The sequence below is a fragment of the Mucilaginibacter mallensis genome, assembly GCF_900105165.1.
Lineage (GTDB): Bacteria > Bacteroidota > Bacteroidia > Sphingobacteriales > Sphingobacteriaceae > Mucilaginibacter > Mucilaginibacter mallensis.
Map to the genome: position 1 here is coordinate 2,093,690 of NZ_LT629740.1, position 17,942 is coordinate 2,111,631.

Genomic DNA, 17,942 nt, shown 5'->3' on the forward strand with positions numbered 1-17,942 from the left:
AATTGGTGTGCTTATTAATGAGTCTTAAAGTTAACAACCATCCTGTAGTATTTATATAATGTGAAAAAATCTTTATTAATTATTTTCTTCAAAACAAAAAAGCCACCCTTTAGAGGCAGCTTCTTTTTATATCGATAATATAATAGGTCTTCTTAATTAGCCATCATTTTTAAGAATGAAGTTAATTTTTCCTTCATTTCCCTGCGGTCGACTATAAAATCAAGGAAGCCATGTTCCTGTACAAATTCGGCAGTCTGAAAGCCTTTCGGCAAATCTTTCTTTATTGTTTCCTTAATAACACGCGGACCTGCAAAGCCTATTAATGAACCCGGCTCGGCAATGTTAATATCGCCCAACATGGCATATGATGCAGTTACACCACCCGTAGTAGGGTCGGTTAGTAACGATATATAAGGTACTTTAGCTTGTGCCAGCAATGCCAGTTTAGCTGATGTTTTAGCCATTTGCATTAAGGAGAATGCAGCTTCCATCATACGGGCACCGCCCGATTTTGATATCATCAGGAAAGGAACCTTATGTGCAATACTGTAATCGATAGAACGTGCAATTTTTTCGCCCACAACGGATCCCATTGAACCGCCTATGAAGTTAAAATCCATACAGGCAATTACAATATCCTGCCCGTTTATTTTACCAAACCCGGCACGGATAGCATCCTTTAAGCCGGTCTTTTTCATGGTTTCCTTTAACCGGTCCTCATATTTTTTGGTATCCTCAAAATGCAGCGGATCGCCCGAATGCAGGTTTGGGTATAACTCGGTAAACTCGTTATTATCAAAAAGTATGGAGAAATATTCTTTTGATCCTATGCGTAAATGATAACCGCAATAATGGCAAACATATTGGTTTTCAACTTGCTCTGAGTAGTGAAGGGGTTTCTTACATTCCGGGCATTTGTTCCAGATGCCGTCGGGTGCTTCTTTCTTTTCCTCAGTGGTCGTAATTATTCCTTTTATCTCGCGCTTAAACCAGGCCATATCTATATCTAGCTCTTTCAATATGATGCAAAGAAACGAATTTTTATTTAGATGTAAGATTTTTAGATGTTAGATATCATTTTCGGAAAATCACAATAAATACTACCCTTGACTATACTTAAATTGCGAACATTGCGGGTAAAATATTGCTATAAATGCAAAACTCGATCAAAATTGTAGTATAAATCCGGAAAATTTATAACTTCGAGGCCCAAAAAGAAGCTAAATGGACTTGAAAAATTATAAAGGAGTCTTGCACGGAGATCAGGTGCAGGAACTATTTGAAGCAGCTAAAAAGCACAAGTTTGCTTTACCAGCAGTAAACGTTATCGGCACTAACACGGTAAATGCTGTTATGGAAACCGCAAAGGCAGTTAACTCGCCGGTAATTATCCAATTATCACATGGTGGTGCACAGTTTTACGCAGGTAAATCATTGGATAACTCTAAATTGCAAGCATGTATTTTAGGTGCCGTATCTGCAGCTAAACACGTTCACTTATTAGCTGAGCATTATGGTGTTGCAGTAATTATGCACACAGATCATGCTGCAAAAAAATTATTACCATGGATTGACGGTTTGTTAGATCACGGTGAAAAATTCTTTGCTGAAACAGGCAAACCTTTATTTTCATCACACATGCTTGATCTTTCTGAAGAATCAATTGAAGAAAATATCGAGATCTCCGCTAAATACTTAGCCCGTATGGCTAAATTGGGTATGACACTTGAAATTGAATTAGGTGTAACCGGTGGCGAAGAAGACGGCGTTGATAACTCTGATGTTGATAGCTCACGATTATATACTCAACCAGAAGATGTTGCTTACTCATATGAGCATTTATTAGAAGTTAGTCCGCGCTTTACTGTTGCTGCTGCTTTTGGTAACGTACACGGTGTTTACAAGCCAGGTAATGTGAAATTACAACCGGTTATTTTGCATAACTCACAAGAGTATGTAAAAAATAAATTCAGCCTTACTGCTGAAAAACCTATCAACTTTGTATTCCATGGTGGTTCAGGTTCAACTCCTGAGGAAATTGCTGAAGCAATATCTTACGGAGCTATAAAAATGAATATTGATACCGATATGCAGTGGGCATATTGGGAAGGTATAAAAGATTACTACCAGGCAAAAGAAGGTTATTTACAAAGCCAGATTGGTAGCCCAGAAGGCGAAGATTCACCTAACAAAAAATATTACGATCCGCGCGTATGGTTACGCAAAGGCGAAGAGAATTTTGTTAAACGCCTTACCCAGGCATTTGCCGATTTGAATTGCATTGATGCAACCAGCAAATTATAATAAAAAATTATCCTGATAATCAGAAAAGCGCCAATGTTCTCACATTGGCGCTTTTTTTGTGTGACAGCAAATTGACCCATTACATAAATTTTATGTACAATTGTTGGACCTTGTCGAGGAAGAAGATGATTTAACCTGCACACATTCCATTGATGCGGCAGAGGAAAATCACAGGCAAAAACTATCTTCGTACAGGGCAAAACCACATTACGCAAATGCCAGAGCTAAAAAAGATACAAGTAAACAAAGTAAGTGACCCCGCCAACCTTGAAAAGGTATTTGCCATAAGACGCGAGGTTTTTGTTGGCGAACAAAACTGCCCTCCCGAACTGGAATATGAGTTTGAAGATGAATCCACGCATTTTTTGGCAAGAGCTGATGGCGTACCCGCAGGTGCATCGCGCTGGCGCAAAACAGATAAAGGCTACAAACTGGAACGCTTCGCCGTATTAAAGCAATTTAGAGGTACAGGCGTAGGGCAGGAATTGGTTAAAGCTGTTCTGGCTGATCTGCCCGCAGATGCTGATTATGTTTATTTGCACTCCCAAACACAGGCTATCCCATTTTATGAAAGGCTGGGTTTTGAAAAATCAGGCCCTGAGTTTGAAGAAGCTGGTATCTGGCATTATAAAATGATCAGGAAATAGCAGGCCTTAATTGCTGCATTTGCTCAAATCTTCATTAACCTGGTCTGCCGTTATAGTACCCTGCTTATTGCCAAATGAGTTGGTGATATAAGTTATAGCCTGTGCAATTTCAATAGGGGTAAGGTCAATTTCCGCAGGCATTGCATCGTTAAATGATTTGCCAGCTATATTAATCTTCCCTTTAAGGCCGTATTTAATGTTACAGGCTAAAGATTTCAGGTTTTCCCTAATATAAGTGGTATCAGTAAGTGGTGGTATCAGTGCTGATAAGCCCTCGCCATTAGTGCCATGACAATTTTGGCAATGGCCCTGGTACACTATAGCGCCCGCCGAATAATAGCGCTTAAACTCAATTGATTCATCGCTCTGGCATGAAACTATCAGCACAAATAATAAGAAACAAATACCACTTATTACTTTAAGTTTCATAGCTATTGTGCAGCAGGAGCGGGTTCTGTCTGCAGGGTTTTTATGTCGTCAATCAATTGATTCACCTGTTTCATATCGGTACCATCATATGAGCCGCGAACACGTTTTTGTTTATCTATCAAAACAAAATAGCCCTGGTGCATATAACCGCCGGCTACAGTGCTATCCTCACTAACAGCAACCAGGTAGCTTTTTGCAGCAAGATTATAAACGCTGTCCCTGTTACCCAACATCAGCCACCAGCTATTGCCGCTTATGCCTAATTTATCAGCATAACTTTTTAGCACAGGTACAGTATCATGTTTTGGGTCGATGGTGAATGAGATGATCTTAAAATCGGGCGTACTCTTAAACTCGTTATAAACATTCAGCATATTACGCTGCATTATAGGACAAATAGAGGGGCAGGAGGTGAAAAAGAAATCGGCCACATATATTTTTCCTTCCAGATCTTTGCTGCCCGTGCTATCACCATATTGATTCACAAACTTAAATACCGGTATAGTTTGGTAATCTGTATCAGTTACCTGCTGTCCGTTCACTGTTTTAGTAACTGCTGTACGCTGCCCGTAAATGGGCAATGTTTTTTTTGTGTTATTAGTTTTGCAGGCACCAAATAATAGAACGAGTACAATAATTCCTGTTAGATTTCTCATTTGGCTTTTTTAATATAGTTGTTTGATGCTGTAATAGCTGAATCAAGCTGTAGGCTGATCTTTGTTATTTGTTGTTTCTGTGTATGCAGGTAATCCATAGCTTCGCTATGCGATTTGCCTGTAAAATCAGGATTGAATTTATTCATCCAGGTCATCATGCTATCGTCCGCATTCCCTAAAAGCTTTGAATAGAAATCAGCAGAATCTTTTACAGCTGCTGCCGAATCTTTTGAAGCAATGCCCTTTAGCAGCATTTTATTTTTCATTACCATGCCATCATCCATCATCACTTTATCATGAACTTTAATTACTGAATCTAAAAGCGTTTTTTCCTGGGCTTTGTTATCGGCGCATCCGGTTAAAATAAAACCGGCAACTGCTATAGGAAGTATTTTCTTAAACATAGACTAGATATTATAGATTGGCAAATATCAAAATAAACGGCTTGTAAACAGTATTAATTACTTATCTTATATAAAAAATGTAGTCAGTTAAAGGTAAATTTTCAAGTCCGGCTAATTTTAATTGCTGGCCGGCTTGCGCACGATGGTGTGTGCCATGGTTAATTAAATGCGCCAGTATATCGCTGAGCTGATTTTCATAGCTATCGCCTCTTGATGTTTTATAGCTAACAACTTTATTGAAATCCTCAGGATTCAGTCCATTTATAAATGCTGCCCATGCATCATGATTTTCGTTAATGGTCTTTTCGAAAGTATCAGCTTTCCAGTCGGGCCATAAAACGCGGCCAATATCGGGCAAGCCTGCACACCGCTTAAACCAAACTTGCTGTGCCAATAGCAAATGTGCCATTAACTGTACCGGAACTTCCGGCTCATTCGCTTCAAAAATAAGTTTTAGAATTTCCAGGTTAGCAAAGCGGTCATAATCAATTAGCTTTAGAAAATGGGTTTTCATGGTGTCATGCGTGATTGTCAAACAAAAATATCACCTTTCTCCACAAATGTTGTTAACAATAACATAATACTATAAATATCATAGGGTTATAATGGCCATGTATCTTTAATTAAAAATTAAGCAGGTTATGAAAATCATATCAAATTTCTTGAAGTTTATCAGCAGTCTACCTGAGTGGATCATGTTAAGAAGTATGAAATCTACTTTCATGCATTAATAGTTTAATTCACAAAATTTCTTTTTATAAAATTATAATGCACAATTTGGGCTTGGTTTTGGCTCAATTTAATGGAACTTACTACGCAAACTTCAGATTTTAACAAGAAACTTTTTGGCGATGATTTTACCTGGGGAGTAGCAACAGCCGCTTTTCAAATTGAGGGTGCTTATGATCATGAGGGCAAGGGGCAATCCATTTGGGACGTTTTCTCGGCCAAAAAAGGCAGCATTTTAAATGGTCATAAGCCCGGCGATGCCTGTGATTTTTATAACAGGTACGAAGCCGATATCGATCTTATCAAACAACTAAATATTCCGAATTTTAGATTTTCTATATCATGGTCACGCGTATTTCCTGATGGAATTGGCAGTGTAAACCAGTCGGGTATTGACTATTATAACCGTGTTATAAATTATTGCATTAAACAAGGGGTAACACCCTGGGTAACGCTATACCATTGGGACCTGCCGCATGCGCTGGAGCTTAAAGGAGGCTGGACAAACCGCGAGATGGTCACCTGGTTTACAGAGTTTGTTATTGTATGTGCTCAAAACTTTGGCGACAGGGTGAAAAACTGGATGATAATGAATGAGCCCTCCGTGTTTACGGGTGCGGGTTATTTTTTAGGTATCCATGCACCGGGGCGAAAAGGCCTTGGTAATTTTATGCCTGCTGTACATCATGCTGTTTTATGTATGGCAGCAGGTGGGCGAACACTACGAAGTATATTGCCGGATGCCCACATCGGCACCACATTTTCCTGCTCATATATTGAACCCGCAAGTGATAAACCGCGTGATGTAATGGCTGCCAAACGGGTTGATACCCTTTTGAATCGTGTATATATTGAACCAACCCTAGGTTTAGGATATCCTGTTGCTGATCTGCCCATTTTAAGAAAGATGGATAAATACATTCAGCCGGGGGATATGGAAAGCGCGAAGTTTGATTTTGATTTCATAGGCATACAGCTTTATACACGTGAAATTGTGAAGTATTCATTGCTTACACCGTACGTTCATGCAAGTTTAATAGGGGCAAAACACAGGAATGTGGCCTTAACCGATATGGGTTGGGAAGTATACCCGCCTGCTATTTATGAAATATTGAAAAAGTTTAATGCTTACACAGGCATTAAAAAAATATATGTTACTGAAAACGGTGCTGCTTTCCCCGATGAGGTAAAAGATGGGAAAGTACATGACCCCAGGCGTGTGGAATACCTGCAAAACTATTTAAAGCAGGTTTTAAAAGCTAAAAACGAAGGCTATAAGGTAAGCGGCTATTTTGTATGGACGCTGACTGATAATTTTGAATGGGCCGAGGGTTATCATCCCCGTTTTGGGTTGATACACGTTGATTTTGATACACAGCGGCGCATTATTAAATCATCAGGGCAATGGTATGCTGATTTTATAAAGCCTTAGATTTTAAATGTTTGCCAATTTTAGTTACAAGCAAAATGCTTATTTGAAAGCCTCCTCGCCGGTTATATCCATTCCTGTAATTAATAAGTGGATGTCATGCGTCCCCTCATAGGTTATTACCGATTCAAGGTTCATCATATGCCGCATTATTGAATATTCGCCGGTGATACCCATACCACCGAGTATCTGCCTTGCTTCGCGGGCAATGTTTATAGCAACTTCAACACTATTACGTTTCGCCATGGAGATTTGAGCTGCTGTAGCTCTGTTCTCATTTTTTAAAGTCGCCAGTCGCCATACCAGTAATTGTCCTTTGGTTATTTCGGTTATCATTTCGGCCAGTTTCTTTTGCTGTAGCTGGAATGCCGCTATTGGTTTGCCAAATTGATTGCGCTGTTTGGCATACCTGAGCGCAGTATCGTAGCAATCCATAGCTGCGCCTAACGCACCCCAGGCAATGCCGTAGCGGGCCTGGTTAAGGCATCCAAGCGGGCCTTTTAAGCCTGATGCATTGGGCAGCAGGTTTTCTTTAGGCACTTTAACATTATCAAACACCAGTTCGCCGGTGGCCGATGCCCTTAACGACCATTTGCCATGCGTTTCGGGGGTAGTAAAACCTTCCATGCCGCGCTCCACTATCAGCCCTTTTATTTTTCCGCTTTCATCCTTTGCCCAAACCACAGCAATATCTGCAAACGGCGCGTTTGAGATCCACATTTTAGCGCCATTTAAAACATAATGATCGCCCGCATCCTTAAAATTAGTGGTCATACCGCCGGGGTTTGATCCATGGTCGGGTTCAGTCAACCCAAAACAACCGATTAGCTCACCCGAGGCTAATTTGGGCAGGTATTTCATACGCTGCTCTTCCGAACCATAAGCATATATAGGGTACATTACCAATGACCCCTGTACAGAAGAAGTTGATCTGATACCAGAATCCCCCCGCTCAATCTCCTGCATAATAATGCCATACGACATGTAATCAAGTCCCGCGCCGCCATATTCAACCGGGATGGTTGGGCCAAAAGCGCCTATTTCTGCTAATCCTTTTATTAATTGTTTAGGGAACTCTGCTCTTTGCGCATAGTCCTCTATTATTGGTGTTAACTCTTTTTTCACCCAATCCCTTACCGAGGAACGTATTAATTTGTGTTCATCAGTCAGCAATTCATCTAATTGATAGTAATCAGGCGATTCAAAAAGGTCAGTTTTTGGCATGGCGTTTATATTTTGGTACCCCCAAATCTAATGAAAGCTATTTAGATTGGGCAATTTGTTATTCTTAATTACATTTGATTTATGGTTGAGATAAATTTAAACGACGCAGAGTTTTTTGCCTTTCACGGATTTTACCCCGAGGAACAGCTATTGGGAAGCCGGTTTTTGGTTGATATATCAGTTGGTTTTAGGCCCACCGGTAATTTATTAGCTGATGAAATAGGCAACACCGTAAACTACGAGCAGCTATATAATATAGCCTGCGAGGAGATGAAACACACCCGCAAGTTGATTGAAACGGTGGGGCAATCTATTATTGATGCTATAAAAAGTAAATTTCCTTTTGTAGATCATGTAAGGGTATGTATAAAAAAAGTGAGTCCGCCCTTGAAAGGAAAGGTTGGGCATTCAAGCGTGACTATAACAAGTTTTGTTGATTAGTGAACCATTCATGGCCTTTAATAAAATAGATGATAATATACTCCAGGCTATAATTGCCATTGTGGGTAATGATTCGGTTATAACCAGTCGTGATGATATGGAAAGGTACAGCCATGATGAAACGGAAGACCTGAGTTATTACCCCGAGGTAGTTGTTAAGCCGCGATCAGCTAAAGAAATCTCAGCTTTGCTGAAATTATGTAATGAGCATATGATCCCGGTTACACCACGTGGAGCGGGTACAGGGTTGAGTGGAGGGGCGTTATCTGTGATGGGTGGTTTGCTCATATCAATGGAGCGCTTTGATCAGATCTTAAATATTGATGAACAAAACCTGCAGGCTACAGTTGAACCCGGTGTAATTACCGAAGTATTTATGAATGCTGTTGCCGAAAAAGGACTGCTGTATCCAGTTGATCCGGCTAGCAAGGGCAGCTGTTTTATTGGCGGCAATGTGTCGCATGGCTCAGGCGGGCCGCGGGTTGTGAAATATGGTACTATTAGGGAATATATTTTAAACCTTGAAGTGGTACTACCATCCGGTGAGATCATTTGGACGGGTGCTAATACCCTAAAATACGCATCGGGTTATAATTTAACGCAACTGATGATAGGGGCAGAGGGTACATTGGGTGTCATCACCAAAATTGTAACCAAGCTTATTCCTCACCCAACAAATGATGCGCTGATGCTAGCTTCGTTTCCATCAAATGAAAGTGCCTGTGCGGCGGTATCGGCCATATTCAGGGCTGGTATAGTGCCATCGGCTGTTGAATATATGGAGCGTAAATGCTTTGAGTGGGTAAAAGCTTATAACGGTGTGCAGTTTGATCTGAAAGATGAAGATGCCGCGTTTTTATTGATAGAGGTTGATGGAACTGACAATGAAGTAATTTTTGCCGAATGCGAAAAGATAAACCAGGTTTTGGAAAGCTTTGGCTGCAAGGATGTACTGTTTGCCGATAGCGCAGCTAAAAAAGCAGAATTATGGCACATAAGGCGCACCATAGGCGAATCGGTAAAAATAAACTCCGTTTACAAAAAGGAAGATATGGTTGTACCCAGGGCGACATTGCCGCAACTGGTAAAAGGCATAAAGGAAATAGGTAATAAATATGGCTTTGATTCCGTTTGTTTTGGGCATGCAGGTGACGGCAACCTGCACCTAAATATTATACAAGGCAGCATGAGTAATGCCGATTGGAACGATAAATTAAATACAGGCATAGCCGAAATTTTTGAACTTACCGTATCTTTAGGTGGCACCATATCCGGCGAGCATGGGATTGGCCTGGTACAAAAGGAGTTTATGCCCATAAAATATACCAATGTGCATTTTGAACTATGGCGTGGTATTAAAAAAGTGTTCGATAAAAATAATATATTAAACCCCGGTAAGATCTTTTAATTATGCCCCAACACTTCCACTTAGTCCCCGATGATTTGTTAAGAATAGCCATAGCAATTTTATGCGGTGGCATTTTAGGTATTGAACGTCAGTATAAAAACAAAACGGCGGGTTTTCGCACCATTATACTCATATGCCTTGGCTCAGCAATATTTACCATGATTGCGCAAAGAGCTGGTTTGGGTGTAAATATTAATGTGATTACCGGTATAGGTTTTATTGGTGCCGGTGTTATTTTTAAAGATAATATAGCAGTTAGCGGCCTTACCACAGCTGCTGTAATATGGATTTCGGCTGCTATTGGTATGGCGGTGGGAGCAGGGGATTATACGTTGGGTATAGTTACATCTGTAATAACTATTTTGGTACTAACGCTGTTTCATATACTGGAAAATTATTTGGATAAAATACACCATGATAAGCTTTACTCTATAGTTTTTACCGGTACAGATTATGATAACCTGCTTGCATTGGAAGAAACTATTAAGGAGCATCACCTTACATCGTACCGCAAAAAAATAAGTAAGGATGGCAATTGCCTTGAGGCTGCAATTGTGGTTACCGGCCACAAAAAACATATTGGTAAGCTTGATAAGGAATTATTATTGCAGCCGAATATTAAGTCGTTTTAATCACCCTTGTCATTGCGAGGAGGAACGACGAAGCAATCTCGTCGCGTTTATATGTATGCGACGAGATTGCCACGCTATCGCTCGCAATGACATAGAGATGATTTTCTCAATTCGTATTCAAAATCAATCCCGGCTCATCATAATCAATCATACGGTGCCTTTCAGCATAGGGTATTGATACCGATTTGTTGGCATTATAATCGTAGCATATACATACCGTTTTACCTGTTGTGCAAATTTCTTCGCCATTCGGTGTTATCTTAACCAAAACATGCATCACATCAAAACTGCTGTTGCCAATTCGTGTGGTGCGCACGTAACAGGCAATCTCATCATTCAGGGTTATAGGTTTTAGATAGTTTATTTCGGATCTACCTAAAATAATCCCGTTTTCGCCCCAGTTCCATTGTACAATTTCCTTCCAATAGTTCGATCGGGCAATTTCAAAGTAGGTTAAATATACCGCGTTGTTCACGTGTCCGTAAGCGTCCATATCCGAAAAGCGGATGGGAATTAAGGTTCTGTATTTGTAATTCTTGATGTTTTCAGCCATGTAGTGTCAAAATGTCTGCCTGTTTTTAAGTTGTTCGGTCATAATGTCGCACAAAAAGTGCTTTTTAACCGTTGGTACAACAGTTGAACAGACAGTTACGAAGTTAATAAAAGAATAAAACTTAATATATTATAACGATGACTTTAGTAAAATTTAACAACGGACAAAAAAATTATGGTGTTAACCCATTTTTTAACGATGTGTTTGATACCATATTAAACGATACTTTTTTGGGCGATAAATTAGTATCACGTGTACCTGCAGTAAACATTGCAGAAACCGAAAACGAATTTCAAATTGAACTGGCTGCGCCCGGCTTAAAGAAAGAAGATTTTAAGATCAATTTAGATAAAAACGTATTAAGCGTATCAACTGAAAAGAAAGCTGAAAATGTTGAAGAAGGTAAAAAGTTCAGCAAACGCGAATATAACTACACTTCATTTGTAAGGTCGTTTACTTTACCTGAAACTGTAGATCATTCAAAAATTGATGCTGAATATGCCAATGGTATATTAAAATTAATTGTGGCAAAAAGAGAAGAAGCTAAATTTCAAACAAGAGAAATAGCTGTTAAATAATATTAAAGATTGTTTTCATAATAAGTGGTTTAGTTTGATAGAAAGGCCGCTCCGTGAGGAGCGGTCTTTTTTTATGTTGGATTTCGGATATTCGATTTCGGATTTGCTTCAATTCTCTGATTTGAAAAAATTAAATCCGAAATCGAATATCCGAAATCCGATATAAATCTAGTTCCTCATATTAATATACTGCAACGGCTGCTCAAAGCTTTCACTCCTGCAAAGGCTGATCACTGCTTGCAGGTCATCGATTTTTTTAGCCTGAACACGAACCTGATCATCCATAATTGAGGCCTGTACTTTTAGGCCGCTGTCTTTTATTTTCTTCACTATCTTTTTGGCAACTTCCTTGTCAATACCCTCTTTTACCTTTATTTCTTTTCGGATCATACTGCCTGATGCGTATTGCTCCTTGCCAAAGTCAAGCGCGTTAGGGTCAAGCTGTTGCTTTACCATTCGGCTTATAATGGAATCCTGAATAGCTTTCAGGCGCATATCATTTTCGGTAACAATGGTTATCTCGTTGGTTTTTTTATCAAGATCGATGGTGCTTTTTGAGTCGTTAAAGTCATAACGATTCAATATCTCTTTTTTTGCAGTATTTATAGCGTTATCAAGCGTTTGGCCGTCTATCTTGCTTACTATATCAAATGTTGGCATAATGGAGGTTTTTAATTTGCTACAAAGCTAATTGTTTATAAATATAATCTTAATAAAGATGCCGATTGTTATTAATTGGACACGATAAAAACAGTTAACATAGCAAGGAGTTAATATTAAGTTAACAAATAAATAAGCAGATTTGTAGAATCCGCCTGAAAAGGGGGCATTTATATGGATATTAAGAACATACCACTAATTAATAGGGAAATAAGCTGGTTATATTTTAATGAGCGCGTTTTACAGGAAGCAGCGGATCCTACCGTCCCTTTGATTGAACGTGTTAGATTTTTGGCCATTTTCTCATCAAACCTTGATGAATTTTACCGTGTAAGGGTAGCCACACTCAGTCGTTTAGCCAATCTGAATGAAAAAGCCAAAGAAATTTTAGGCTATAACCCTAAAAAGGTTTTAAACCAGATAAAAACACTGGTTGTAAAGCAGGAAAAGAAGTTTAATAATTTGTATGAAAACATAATTGTTAAGCAACTGGCTGAAGAAAAGATATTCATATTAAACGATAAGCAGCTTAACGTAACCCGTGGTGAGTTCGTTAAAAATTATTTCAGGGAAAAGTTGCTGGCCATGCTGGTGCCCATCATGCTTGACGAATCGTTACAATTGCCGGAACTGCGCGACAGGGCTATTTACTTTTTCGTAAAGCTTACCCGCAATAAAAAAACCAGGCTGGCTTTAATTGAGGTGCCGGATAACCTGCCTCGTTTTGTTGTACTACCTGAAACCAATAACCTTAAGTTCATTATTTTATTGGATGATATTATAAGGTATAGCCTTGAAGATATATTTTTCATTTTTGAACACGATAGCATTGAAGCCTACTCCATACAGCTTACCCGGGATGCAGAACTTGATTTGGATAAGGAAGTAAGCGAGAAATTTATTGATTCATTATCCAAAAGTTTACAGAAAAGACGCAAAGGCAAGCCGATGCGTTTGCTGTATGATACTGAAATGCCTTTGGATATGCTTAAATACCTGGTAAGTAAAATGGGTTTGCATGGTGAGAGCCTTATACCGGGTAACCGTTACCATAAATTCAAGGATTTTATTGCTTTTCCTAACGTGGGCAGGCCTGAGCTGGAGTATGTAAAATACCCGCCCATGCCAGTTGCCGGGCTTTCTTTTGGTAAAAGCCTGATGGGAATGATTGCTAAGCGCGATTATTTGATCAGTACACCATATCAATCATATGATTATGTGATCCACTTTTTACGTGAGGCCGCTATCGATCCAAAAGTACAGGAGATCAGTATTGCGGTATATCGCCTGGCTGAAAACTCACGGATAGTTCATGCGCTTATAAATGCTGCTAAAAACGGGAAAAAGGTTAACTGTTTGGTTGAGTTAAGGGCCCGGTTTGATGAGCAAAATAACATCACCTGGAGCCGCAGACTTGAAGAAGAAGGTGTAAACGTGCTTTACGGTGTTGAAAACTATAAAGTACACTCAAAAATATGCTTGGTTAAAAGGATCGAGAAAGAAAAAACGGCTTATTACGCTTGTTTGTCCACCGGTAACTTTAATGAAAAAACTGCTAAGCTTTATGCTGATCATACCATTTTTACTGCCGATAAAAGGCTTACAGGTGACTTGGTAAAGGTATTCAGGGCTTTAGGGAAAAACACGCTGGCTAAGGATATTGAACATCTGATAGTTTCTCCAATTGATTCAAGACCTGCTATTTACAAGCTGATAGATAACGAGATAAAGAATGCAAAAGCCGGTAAAAAGGCTTACATGATATTAAAAATGAATAGTTTGGCTGATGAACAAATGATAAGCAAACTATATCAGGCTAATAACGCAGGGGTGAAAATAAATCTGATCATCAGAGGCATGTGCTGTCTAGTGCCAGGAATGAAAGGGTTTAGCGAAAATATTGATGTAATAAGTATTGTTGATAAATATCTGGAACATTCGCGCGTGCATGTTTATTGTAATGGGGGTAATGAACTTGTTTATCTTACATCAGCCGATTTTATGACACGTAACATTGATAACCGTGTAGAGGTTGGTTTTCCGATTTATGATGATCAATTGCGCAAGGAGGTGAGGGATATCATCGATATACAATTAAGTGATAATACTAAGGCCCGCGAAATAAATAGCCACAACACTAATAAATACCACAAAACAAATTCTGAGATTTTGTCGCGCGCACAAATAGATATATACAATTACCTTAAAAATAAAAAATAACGAAATACTTTGAGATACGCTGCCATTGATATTGGGTCAAACGCTGTAAGACTCCTTATAGCTGATATTATTGAAAATAACGGTTCAATTTCCTTTAAAAAAAACACCTTGATCCGGGTTCCGCTTAGGTTGGGTGATGATGCTTTTCTGAACCAGCATATTTCTGATAAAAAAGCTGTATACCTTATAAAATCAATGCAGGCTTTCCGTAACCTGATGGATGTGTACAAGGTGCAGGATTATATGGCCTTTGCTACATCGGCCATGCGCGAAGCTAAAAACGGCCAGGAAGTAGTTTTCAGAGTAAAAGAAGAAGCGCAGATAGATCTGGAGATTATTCAGGGGCAAAAGGAGGCTAAGATAATTTATGCCAGTCACGCCGAGCAAACTATCGACAAATCAAAAAACTACCTGTATATTGATGTTGGCGGTGGTAGCACGGAGCTATCATTGTTCTCTGAAGGTGCGCTTTATGCTTCACGCTCGTTTAATATAGGCACCATCCGTATGCTTGATAACCAGGATAAAGAAGAAACCTGGAACGAAATGCATGATTTTATTCGTGAAAACACCAAAACCTTTAAAGGAATATCAGGAATTGGTACTGGTGGTAATATCAATAAGTTATATAAGTTATCTGAAGAAAAAAATGATGTGCCAATGTCATTTAATAAGCTGAAGACACTTTACAATTATCTTAACTCTTTTTCGCTAAAAGACCGTATTAATGTGCTTGGGCTAAACCAGGACAGGGCGGATGTTATTATACCTGCATGTGAAATTTACATTACCGTAATGAAGTGGGCAGGCATAAAAAACATATATGTGCCTAGTGTGGGTATGGTTGATGGTATCATTCAAACACTTATAGAAAAGAACTTCCCGAAAATCAATTAATATTTTTTGTTAAAATTATTAAAATATTAAGAAACTGTTAGTACATTTGTATGCCCATTTTTGGGCATGTTTTTCATAGGTAGATGTAGGGTCGAGTACTTGTATTCGACCCTTTTTTTTTGCCTGTAACTTTTTTTGCCCCGGTTCGTTAATAAAATTGCTATGAAGAAGAAGATTGTTGTTGCTATAACAGGAGCCAGCGGTGCCATATATGCCAAACTTTTGTTGGAGAAATTACATCAATTAAACGATCAGTTAACTGAGGTAGCTGTTGTAATGTCTGATAATGCAAAGCAGGTATGGAAGTTTGAACTAGATAACGAGGAATACAATAATTTACCATTCAAATTTTACAGTAAACATGATTTTATGGCGCCATTTGCCTCAGGTTCGGCAAAGTTCGATACCATGATCATAGTGCCCTGCTCAATGGGTACACTCGGCAGGATAGCCAGCGGCGTATCTGACGACCTGGTAACCCGTGCAGCTGATGTGATATTGAAAGAACGCCGTAAATTAATACTTGTAGCCAGGGATACTCCCTTAAACCTCATCCATATCCGCAATATGCAAACGGTTACCGAAGCGGGTGGGATCATCTGCCCGGCTGTACCATCATTCTATAATAAACCCAAAACAATAGAAGATGTGGCTATGACAGTGGTAAATCGTATTATTGATCTCGTTGGTTTGGATAATGAAACCTACCGCTGGGGCGATAAATAATTTTTTATTTTTATTAGTTGTTTTAAATTAAACTAAATATATTAGCAATTATTATCACAATTAACCAAAACAAAAAATGAGCTTTATTGAAAAAAACTTAGCCAATAACGAAAAAATCGTTTATAGGGCAAAACTGCACTGGTGGATCTATGCAAAAGGAATTTTGCTATTTATTTTAGGAATAGTAATAGGCGAAGCTGCTGGTGGCAATAGCGGAGGTTTAGCATTTGGAGGATTAATATCTTTTGTAGGTATAATTAGTTTACTTTCTGCTTTCATGCGGGGTAGCTCATCTGAATTTGTAGTAACTAATAGAAAAGTTATTCTTAAAACTGGTGTTTTAAAAAGAAAGCTTGTTGAATTACAATTAAATCGTGCTGAAGGGCTGCGTGTTGATCAGGGTATATTAGGCAGGATATTAAATTATGGAAGTCTTGTGGTTACATCAGGGAATGTAACAGAAAGTTTTTCACCAATAGCTAACCCATACGAGTTTAAAAAACAAATTAATAATGCAATTGAGGATTCATTTTCAATAATCCAAAATCCTGTAACTATTTAATTTATATATATAGTTTATGAGTCAATAAGATGCTAAATCTTATTGACTCATTTTGTTTTAAATAAGCAGTTTACTATCAGCGATCAAAGTCTTATCTTTGCGACCTGAAAATGAACAAGAAAGTCGCTTTTTATACGCTGGGTTGTAAACTGAATTATTCAGAAACATCGTCTATTGGCCGCCTGTTTGCCCAGGCAGGTTATAGTACGGTTGATTTTACAGATACCCCTGATGTATATGTAATTAATACTTGCTCAGTTACCGATAATGCCGATAAAAAGTGCAAAAGGGTAGTAAAAGAAGCGCTTAAAATATCGCCCAACGCTTATGTAACTATTGTAGGTTGCTATGCGCAGTTAAAACCAAAAGAAATTGCCGAAATACATGGGGTTGATATGGTTCTTGGCGCTGCCGAAAAATTCCAGATAGTTGACCACATAACTGATCTTACAAAAAAGCCTAAGGCGGTAATTTATAATCAGCCAATTGCTGAGGCAAATCAGTTTGTACCATCATGGTCGTTCGGTGGTGACCGTACACGTACTTTTTTAAAGGTTCAGGATGGCTGTGATTACTCATGTACATTTTGCACCATACCATTAGCACGTGGTGCCAGCAGGAGCGATACTGTTGAAAATGTTGTTAAACAAGCCGCAGAAGTAGCAGCTTCAGGTGTAAAAGAAATTGTTTTAACCGGTGTTAACCTTGGTGATTTTGGCATAAGAGATGGTAAACGCGAAGATAAATTCTTCGACCTGGTTAAAGCGCTGGATGAGGTAAAAGGGATCCACAGGATCCGTATATCTTCAATAGAGCCTAATTTATTGACGGATGAGATTATTGAGTTTGTGGCTACATCCAAACGTTTTATGCCGCATTTTCATATCCCGCTGCAATCCGGTTCCGATAAAATATTGGGGCTGATGCGCCGCCGTTATAAAAGGGAACTTTACACTAACCGTGTAGCTAAAATTAAAGAGTTAATGCCTGATTGCTGTATAGGTGTTGATGTAATTGTAGGCTTCCCCGGCGAAACACGAGAAGATTTTATCGACACTTATAATTTTTTGAACGACCTTAACGTTTCATACCTGCATGTGTTCACCTACTCTGAAAGGGAAAATACGCTGGCAAGCGAAATGACGGGTGTGGTACCAGGCTCAACACGTGCGGAACGGAGTAAAATGCTGCATATACTTTCTGATAAAAAACGCCGGGCTTTTTACGAAACCCAGCTTAATAAAACGGAAGAAGTGCTGTTTGAAACGGATTTTAAAGATGGCATTATGCATGGTTTTACCCGTAATTATGTGAAAGTGAAAACCAAATACGATCCGGTGCTGGTAAACGAATTAAAAACGGTTTGCTTAACAGCTATTTCACACGATGGTGATGTTGAAATAACAGAATCTGAAGAAATATTAGTGCATTAACCGCTATATT

The 17,942-nt window shown here is 39.0% G+C and carries 20 protein-coding genes; 12 read left to right on the forward strand and 8 right to left on the reverse strand.

Features of this window, described 5'->3' with window-relative positions:
• Positions 1-152 precede the first annotated feature (152 nt).
• A complete protein-coding gene (accD, locus tag BLU33_RS08545; protein ID WP_091371290.1) occupies positions 153-998 on the reverse strand; it encodes an acetyl-CoA carboxylase, carboxyltransferase subunit beta in 846 nt (281 codons plus the stop codon).
• A gap of 226 nt (positions 999-1,224) precedes the next feature.
• Between accD and fbaA the strand changes: the two genes are divergently transcribed.
• Both fbaA and BLU33_RS08555 read left to right on the forward strand, forming a co-directional pair.
• A complete protein-coding gene (gene fbaA, locus BLU33_RS08550; RefSeq protein WP_091371291.1) occupies positions 1,225-2,304 on the forward strand; it encodes a class II fructose-bisphosphate aldolase in 1,080 nt (359 codons plus the stop codon).
• A 215-nt stretch (positions 2,305-2,519) separates the two neighbouring features.
• The gene (locus BLU33_RS08555; RefSeq protein WP_091380353.1) at positions 2,520-2,951 is read left to right on the forward strand and encodes a GNAT family N-acetyltransferase; all 432 of its coding nucleotides are present in this window, start codon (positions 2,520-2,522) and stop codon (positions 2,949-2,951) included.
• Between the two features lie 6 nt (positions 2,952-2,957).
• Here the strand turns inward: BLU33_RS08555 and BLU33_RS08560 are convergent, their stop codons facing one another.
• The 4 genes from BLU33_RS08560 to BLU33_RS08575 form a co-directional block, all read right to left on the reverse strand.
• Positions 2,958-3,380, reverse strand: a complete 423-nt coding sequence (locus BLU33_RS08560; RefSeq protein ID WP_091371292.1) for a c-type cytochrome — start codon at positions 3,378-3,380, stop codon at positions 2,958-2,960.
• Between the two features lie 2 nt (positions 3,381-3,382).
• On the reverse strand, positions 3,383-4,036 hold the full coding sequence (locus BLU33_RS08565) for an SCO family protein (protein WP_091371293.1): 654 nt from the start codon (positions 4,034-4,036) through the stop codon (positions 3,383-3,385).
• Positions 4,033-4,440, reverse strand: a complete 408-nt coding sequence (locus BLU33_RS08570) for a hypothetical protein (RefSeq protein WP_091371294.1) — start codon at positions 4,438-4,440, stop codon at positions 4,033-4,035. The genes BLU33_RS08565 and BLU33_RS08570 overlap by 4 nt, the downstream gene beginning before the upstream one ends.
• A gap of 61 nt (positions 4,441-4,501) precedes the next feature.
• A complete protein-coding gene (locus tag BLU33_RS08575; RefSeq protein WP_091371295.1) occupies positions 4,502-4,954 on the reverse strand; it encodes a DinB family protein in 453 nt (150 codons plus the stop codon).
• 288 nt (positions 4,955-5,242) lie between these two features.
• Between BLU33_RS08575 and BLU33_RS08580 the strand changes: the two genes are divergently transcribed.
• Positions 5,243-6,601: a GH1 family beta-glucosidase gene (locus BLU33_RS08580; RefSeq protein ID WP_091371296.1), complete on the forward strand. Its 1,359-nt coding sequence runs from the start codon at positions 5,243-5,245 to the stop codon at positions 6,599-6,601.
• A 39-nt stretch (positions 6,602-6,640) separates the two neighbouring features.
• Here the strand turns inward: BLU33_RS08580 and BLU33_RS08585 are convergent, their stop codons facing one another.
• The gene (locus BLU33_RS08585) at positions 6,641-7,822 is read right to left on the reverse strand and encodes an acyl-CoA dehydrogenase family protein (protein ID WP_091371297.1); all 1,182 of its coding nucleotides are present in this window, start codon (positions 7,820-7,822) and stop codon (positions 6,641-6,643) included.
• An 81-nt stretch (positions 7,823-7,903) separates the two neighbouring features.
• On the opposite strand from BLU33_RS08585, the gene folB reads away from it, so the two are divergent.
• The 3 genes from folB to BLU33_RS08600 are packed head-to-tail and all read left to right on the forward strand — an operon-like array spanning position 7,904 to position 10,303.
• Positions 7,904-8,263 (forward strand): dihydroneopterin aldolase, encoded by a 360-nt coding sequence (gene folB, locus BLU33_RS08590; protein WP_091371298.1) that lies wholly within the window; start codon positions 7,904-7,906, stop codon positions 8,261-8,263.
• Between the two features lie 10 nt (positions 8,264-8,273).
• A complete protein-coding gene (locus tag BLU33_RS08595) occupies positions 8,274-9,671 on the forward strand; it encodes an FAD-binding oxidoreductase (protein WP_091371299.1) in 1,398 nt (465 codons plus the stop codon).
• Positions 9,672-9,673: 2 nt separating this feature from the next.
• Positions 9,674-10,303, forward strand: a complete 630-nt coding sequence (locus BLU33_RS08600) for an MgtC/SapB family protein (RefSeq protein WP_091371300.1) — start codon at positions 9,674-9,676, stop codon at positions 10,301-10,303.
• A gap of 106 nt (positions 10,304-10,409) precedes the next feature.
• Here BLU33_RS08600 and BLU33_RS08605 read toward each other — a convergent pair whose 3' ends face one another.
• Positions 10,410-10,856, reverse strand: coding sequence for an acyl-CoA thioesterase (locus BLU33_RS08605; RefSeq protein ID WP_091371301.1), 447 nt, complete (start codon positions 10,854-10,856; stop codon positions 10,410-10,412).
• A gap of 137 nt (positions 10,857-10,993) precedes the next feature.
• Between BLU33_RS08605 and BLU33_RS08610 the strand changes: the two genes are divergently transcribed.
• Entirely contained in the window at positions 10,994-11,434 is a 441-nt protein-coding gene (locus BLU33_RS08610; RefSeq protein ID WP_091371302.1) for an Hsp20/alpha crystallin family protein, read from the forward strand.
• 168 nt (positions 11,435-11,602) lie between these two features.
• Here BLU33_RS08610 and BLU33_RS08615 read toward each other — a convergent pair whose 3' ends face one another.
• Entirely contained in the window at positions 11,603-12,094 is a 492-nt protein-coding gene (locus BLU33_RS08615; protein ID WP_091371303.1) for a YajQ family cyclic di-GMP-binding protein, read from the reverse strand.
• Between the two features lie 174 nt (positions 12,095-12,268).
• Between BLU33_RS08615 and ppk1 the strand changes: the two genes are divergently transcribed.
• The 5 genes from ppk1 (at position 12,269) to mtaB (ending at position 17,932) form a co-directional block, all read left to right on the forward strand.
• Positions 12,269-14,314: a polyphosphate kinase 1 gene (ppk1, locus tag BLU33_RS08620; protein ID WP_091371304.1), complete on the forward strand. Its 2,046-nt coding sequence runs from the start codon at positions 12,269-12,271 to the stop codon at positions 14,312-14,314.
• A gap of 9 nt (positions 14,315-14,323) precedes the next feature.
• On the forward strand, positions 14,324-15,211 hold the full coding sequence (locus BLU33_RS08625; protein ID WP_091371305.1) for a Ppx/GppA phosphatase family protein: 888 nt from the start codon (positions 14,324-14,326) through the stop codon (positions 15,209-15,211).
• 162 nt (positions 15,212-15,373) lie between these two features.
• Positions 15,374-15,937, forward strand: a complete 564-nt coding sequence (locus BLU33_RS08630; RefSeq protein ID WP_091371306.1) for a UbiX family flavin prenyltransferase — start codon at positions 15,374-15,376, stop codon at positions 15,935-15,937.
• A gap of 76 nt (positions 15,938-16,013) precedes the next feature.
• Positions 16,014-16,499: a PH domain-containing protein gene (locus tag BLU33_RS08635; protein WP_091371307.1), complete on the forward strand. Its 486-nt coding sequence runs from the start codon at positions 16,014-16,016 to the stop codon at positions 16,497-16,499.
• Between the two features lie 110 nt (positions 16,500-16,609).
• Positions 16,610-17,932 (forward strand): tRNA (N(6)-L-threonylcarbamoyladenosine(37)-C(2))-methylthiotransferase MtaB, encoded by a 1,323-nt coding sequence (gene mtaB / locus BLU33_RS08640; RefSeq protein WP_091371308.1) that lies wholly within the window; start codon positions 16,610-16,612, stop codon positions 17,930-17,932.
• Positions 17,933-17,942: the final 10 nt, after the last annotated feature.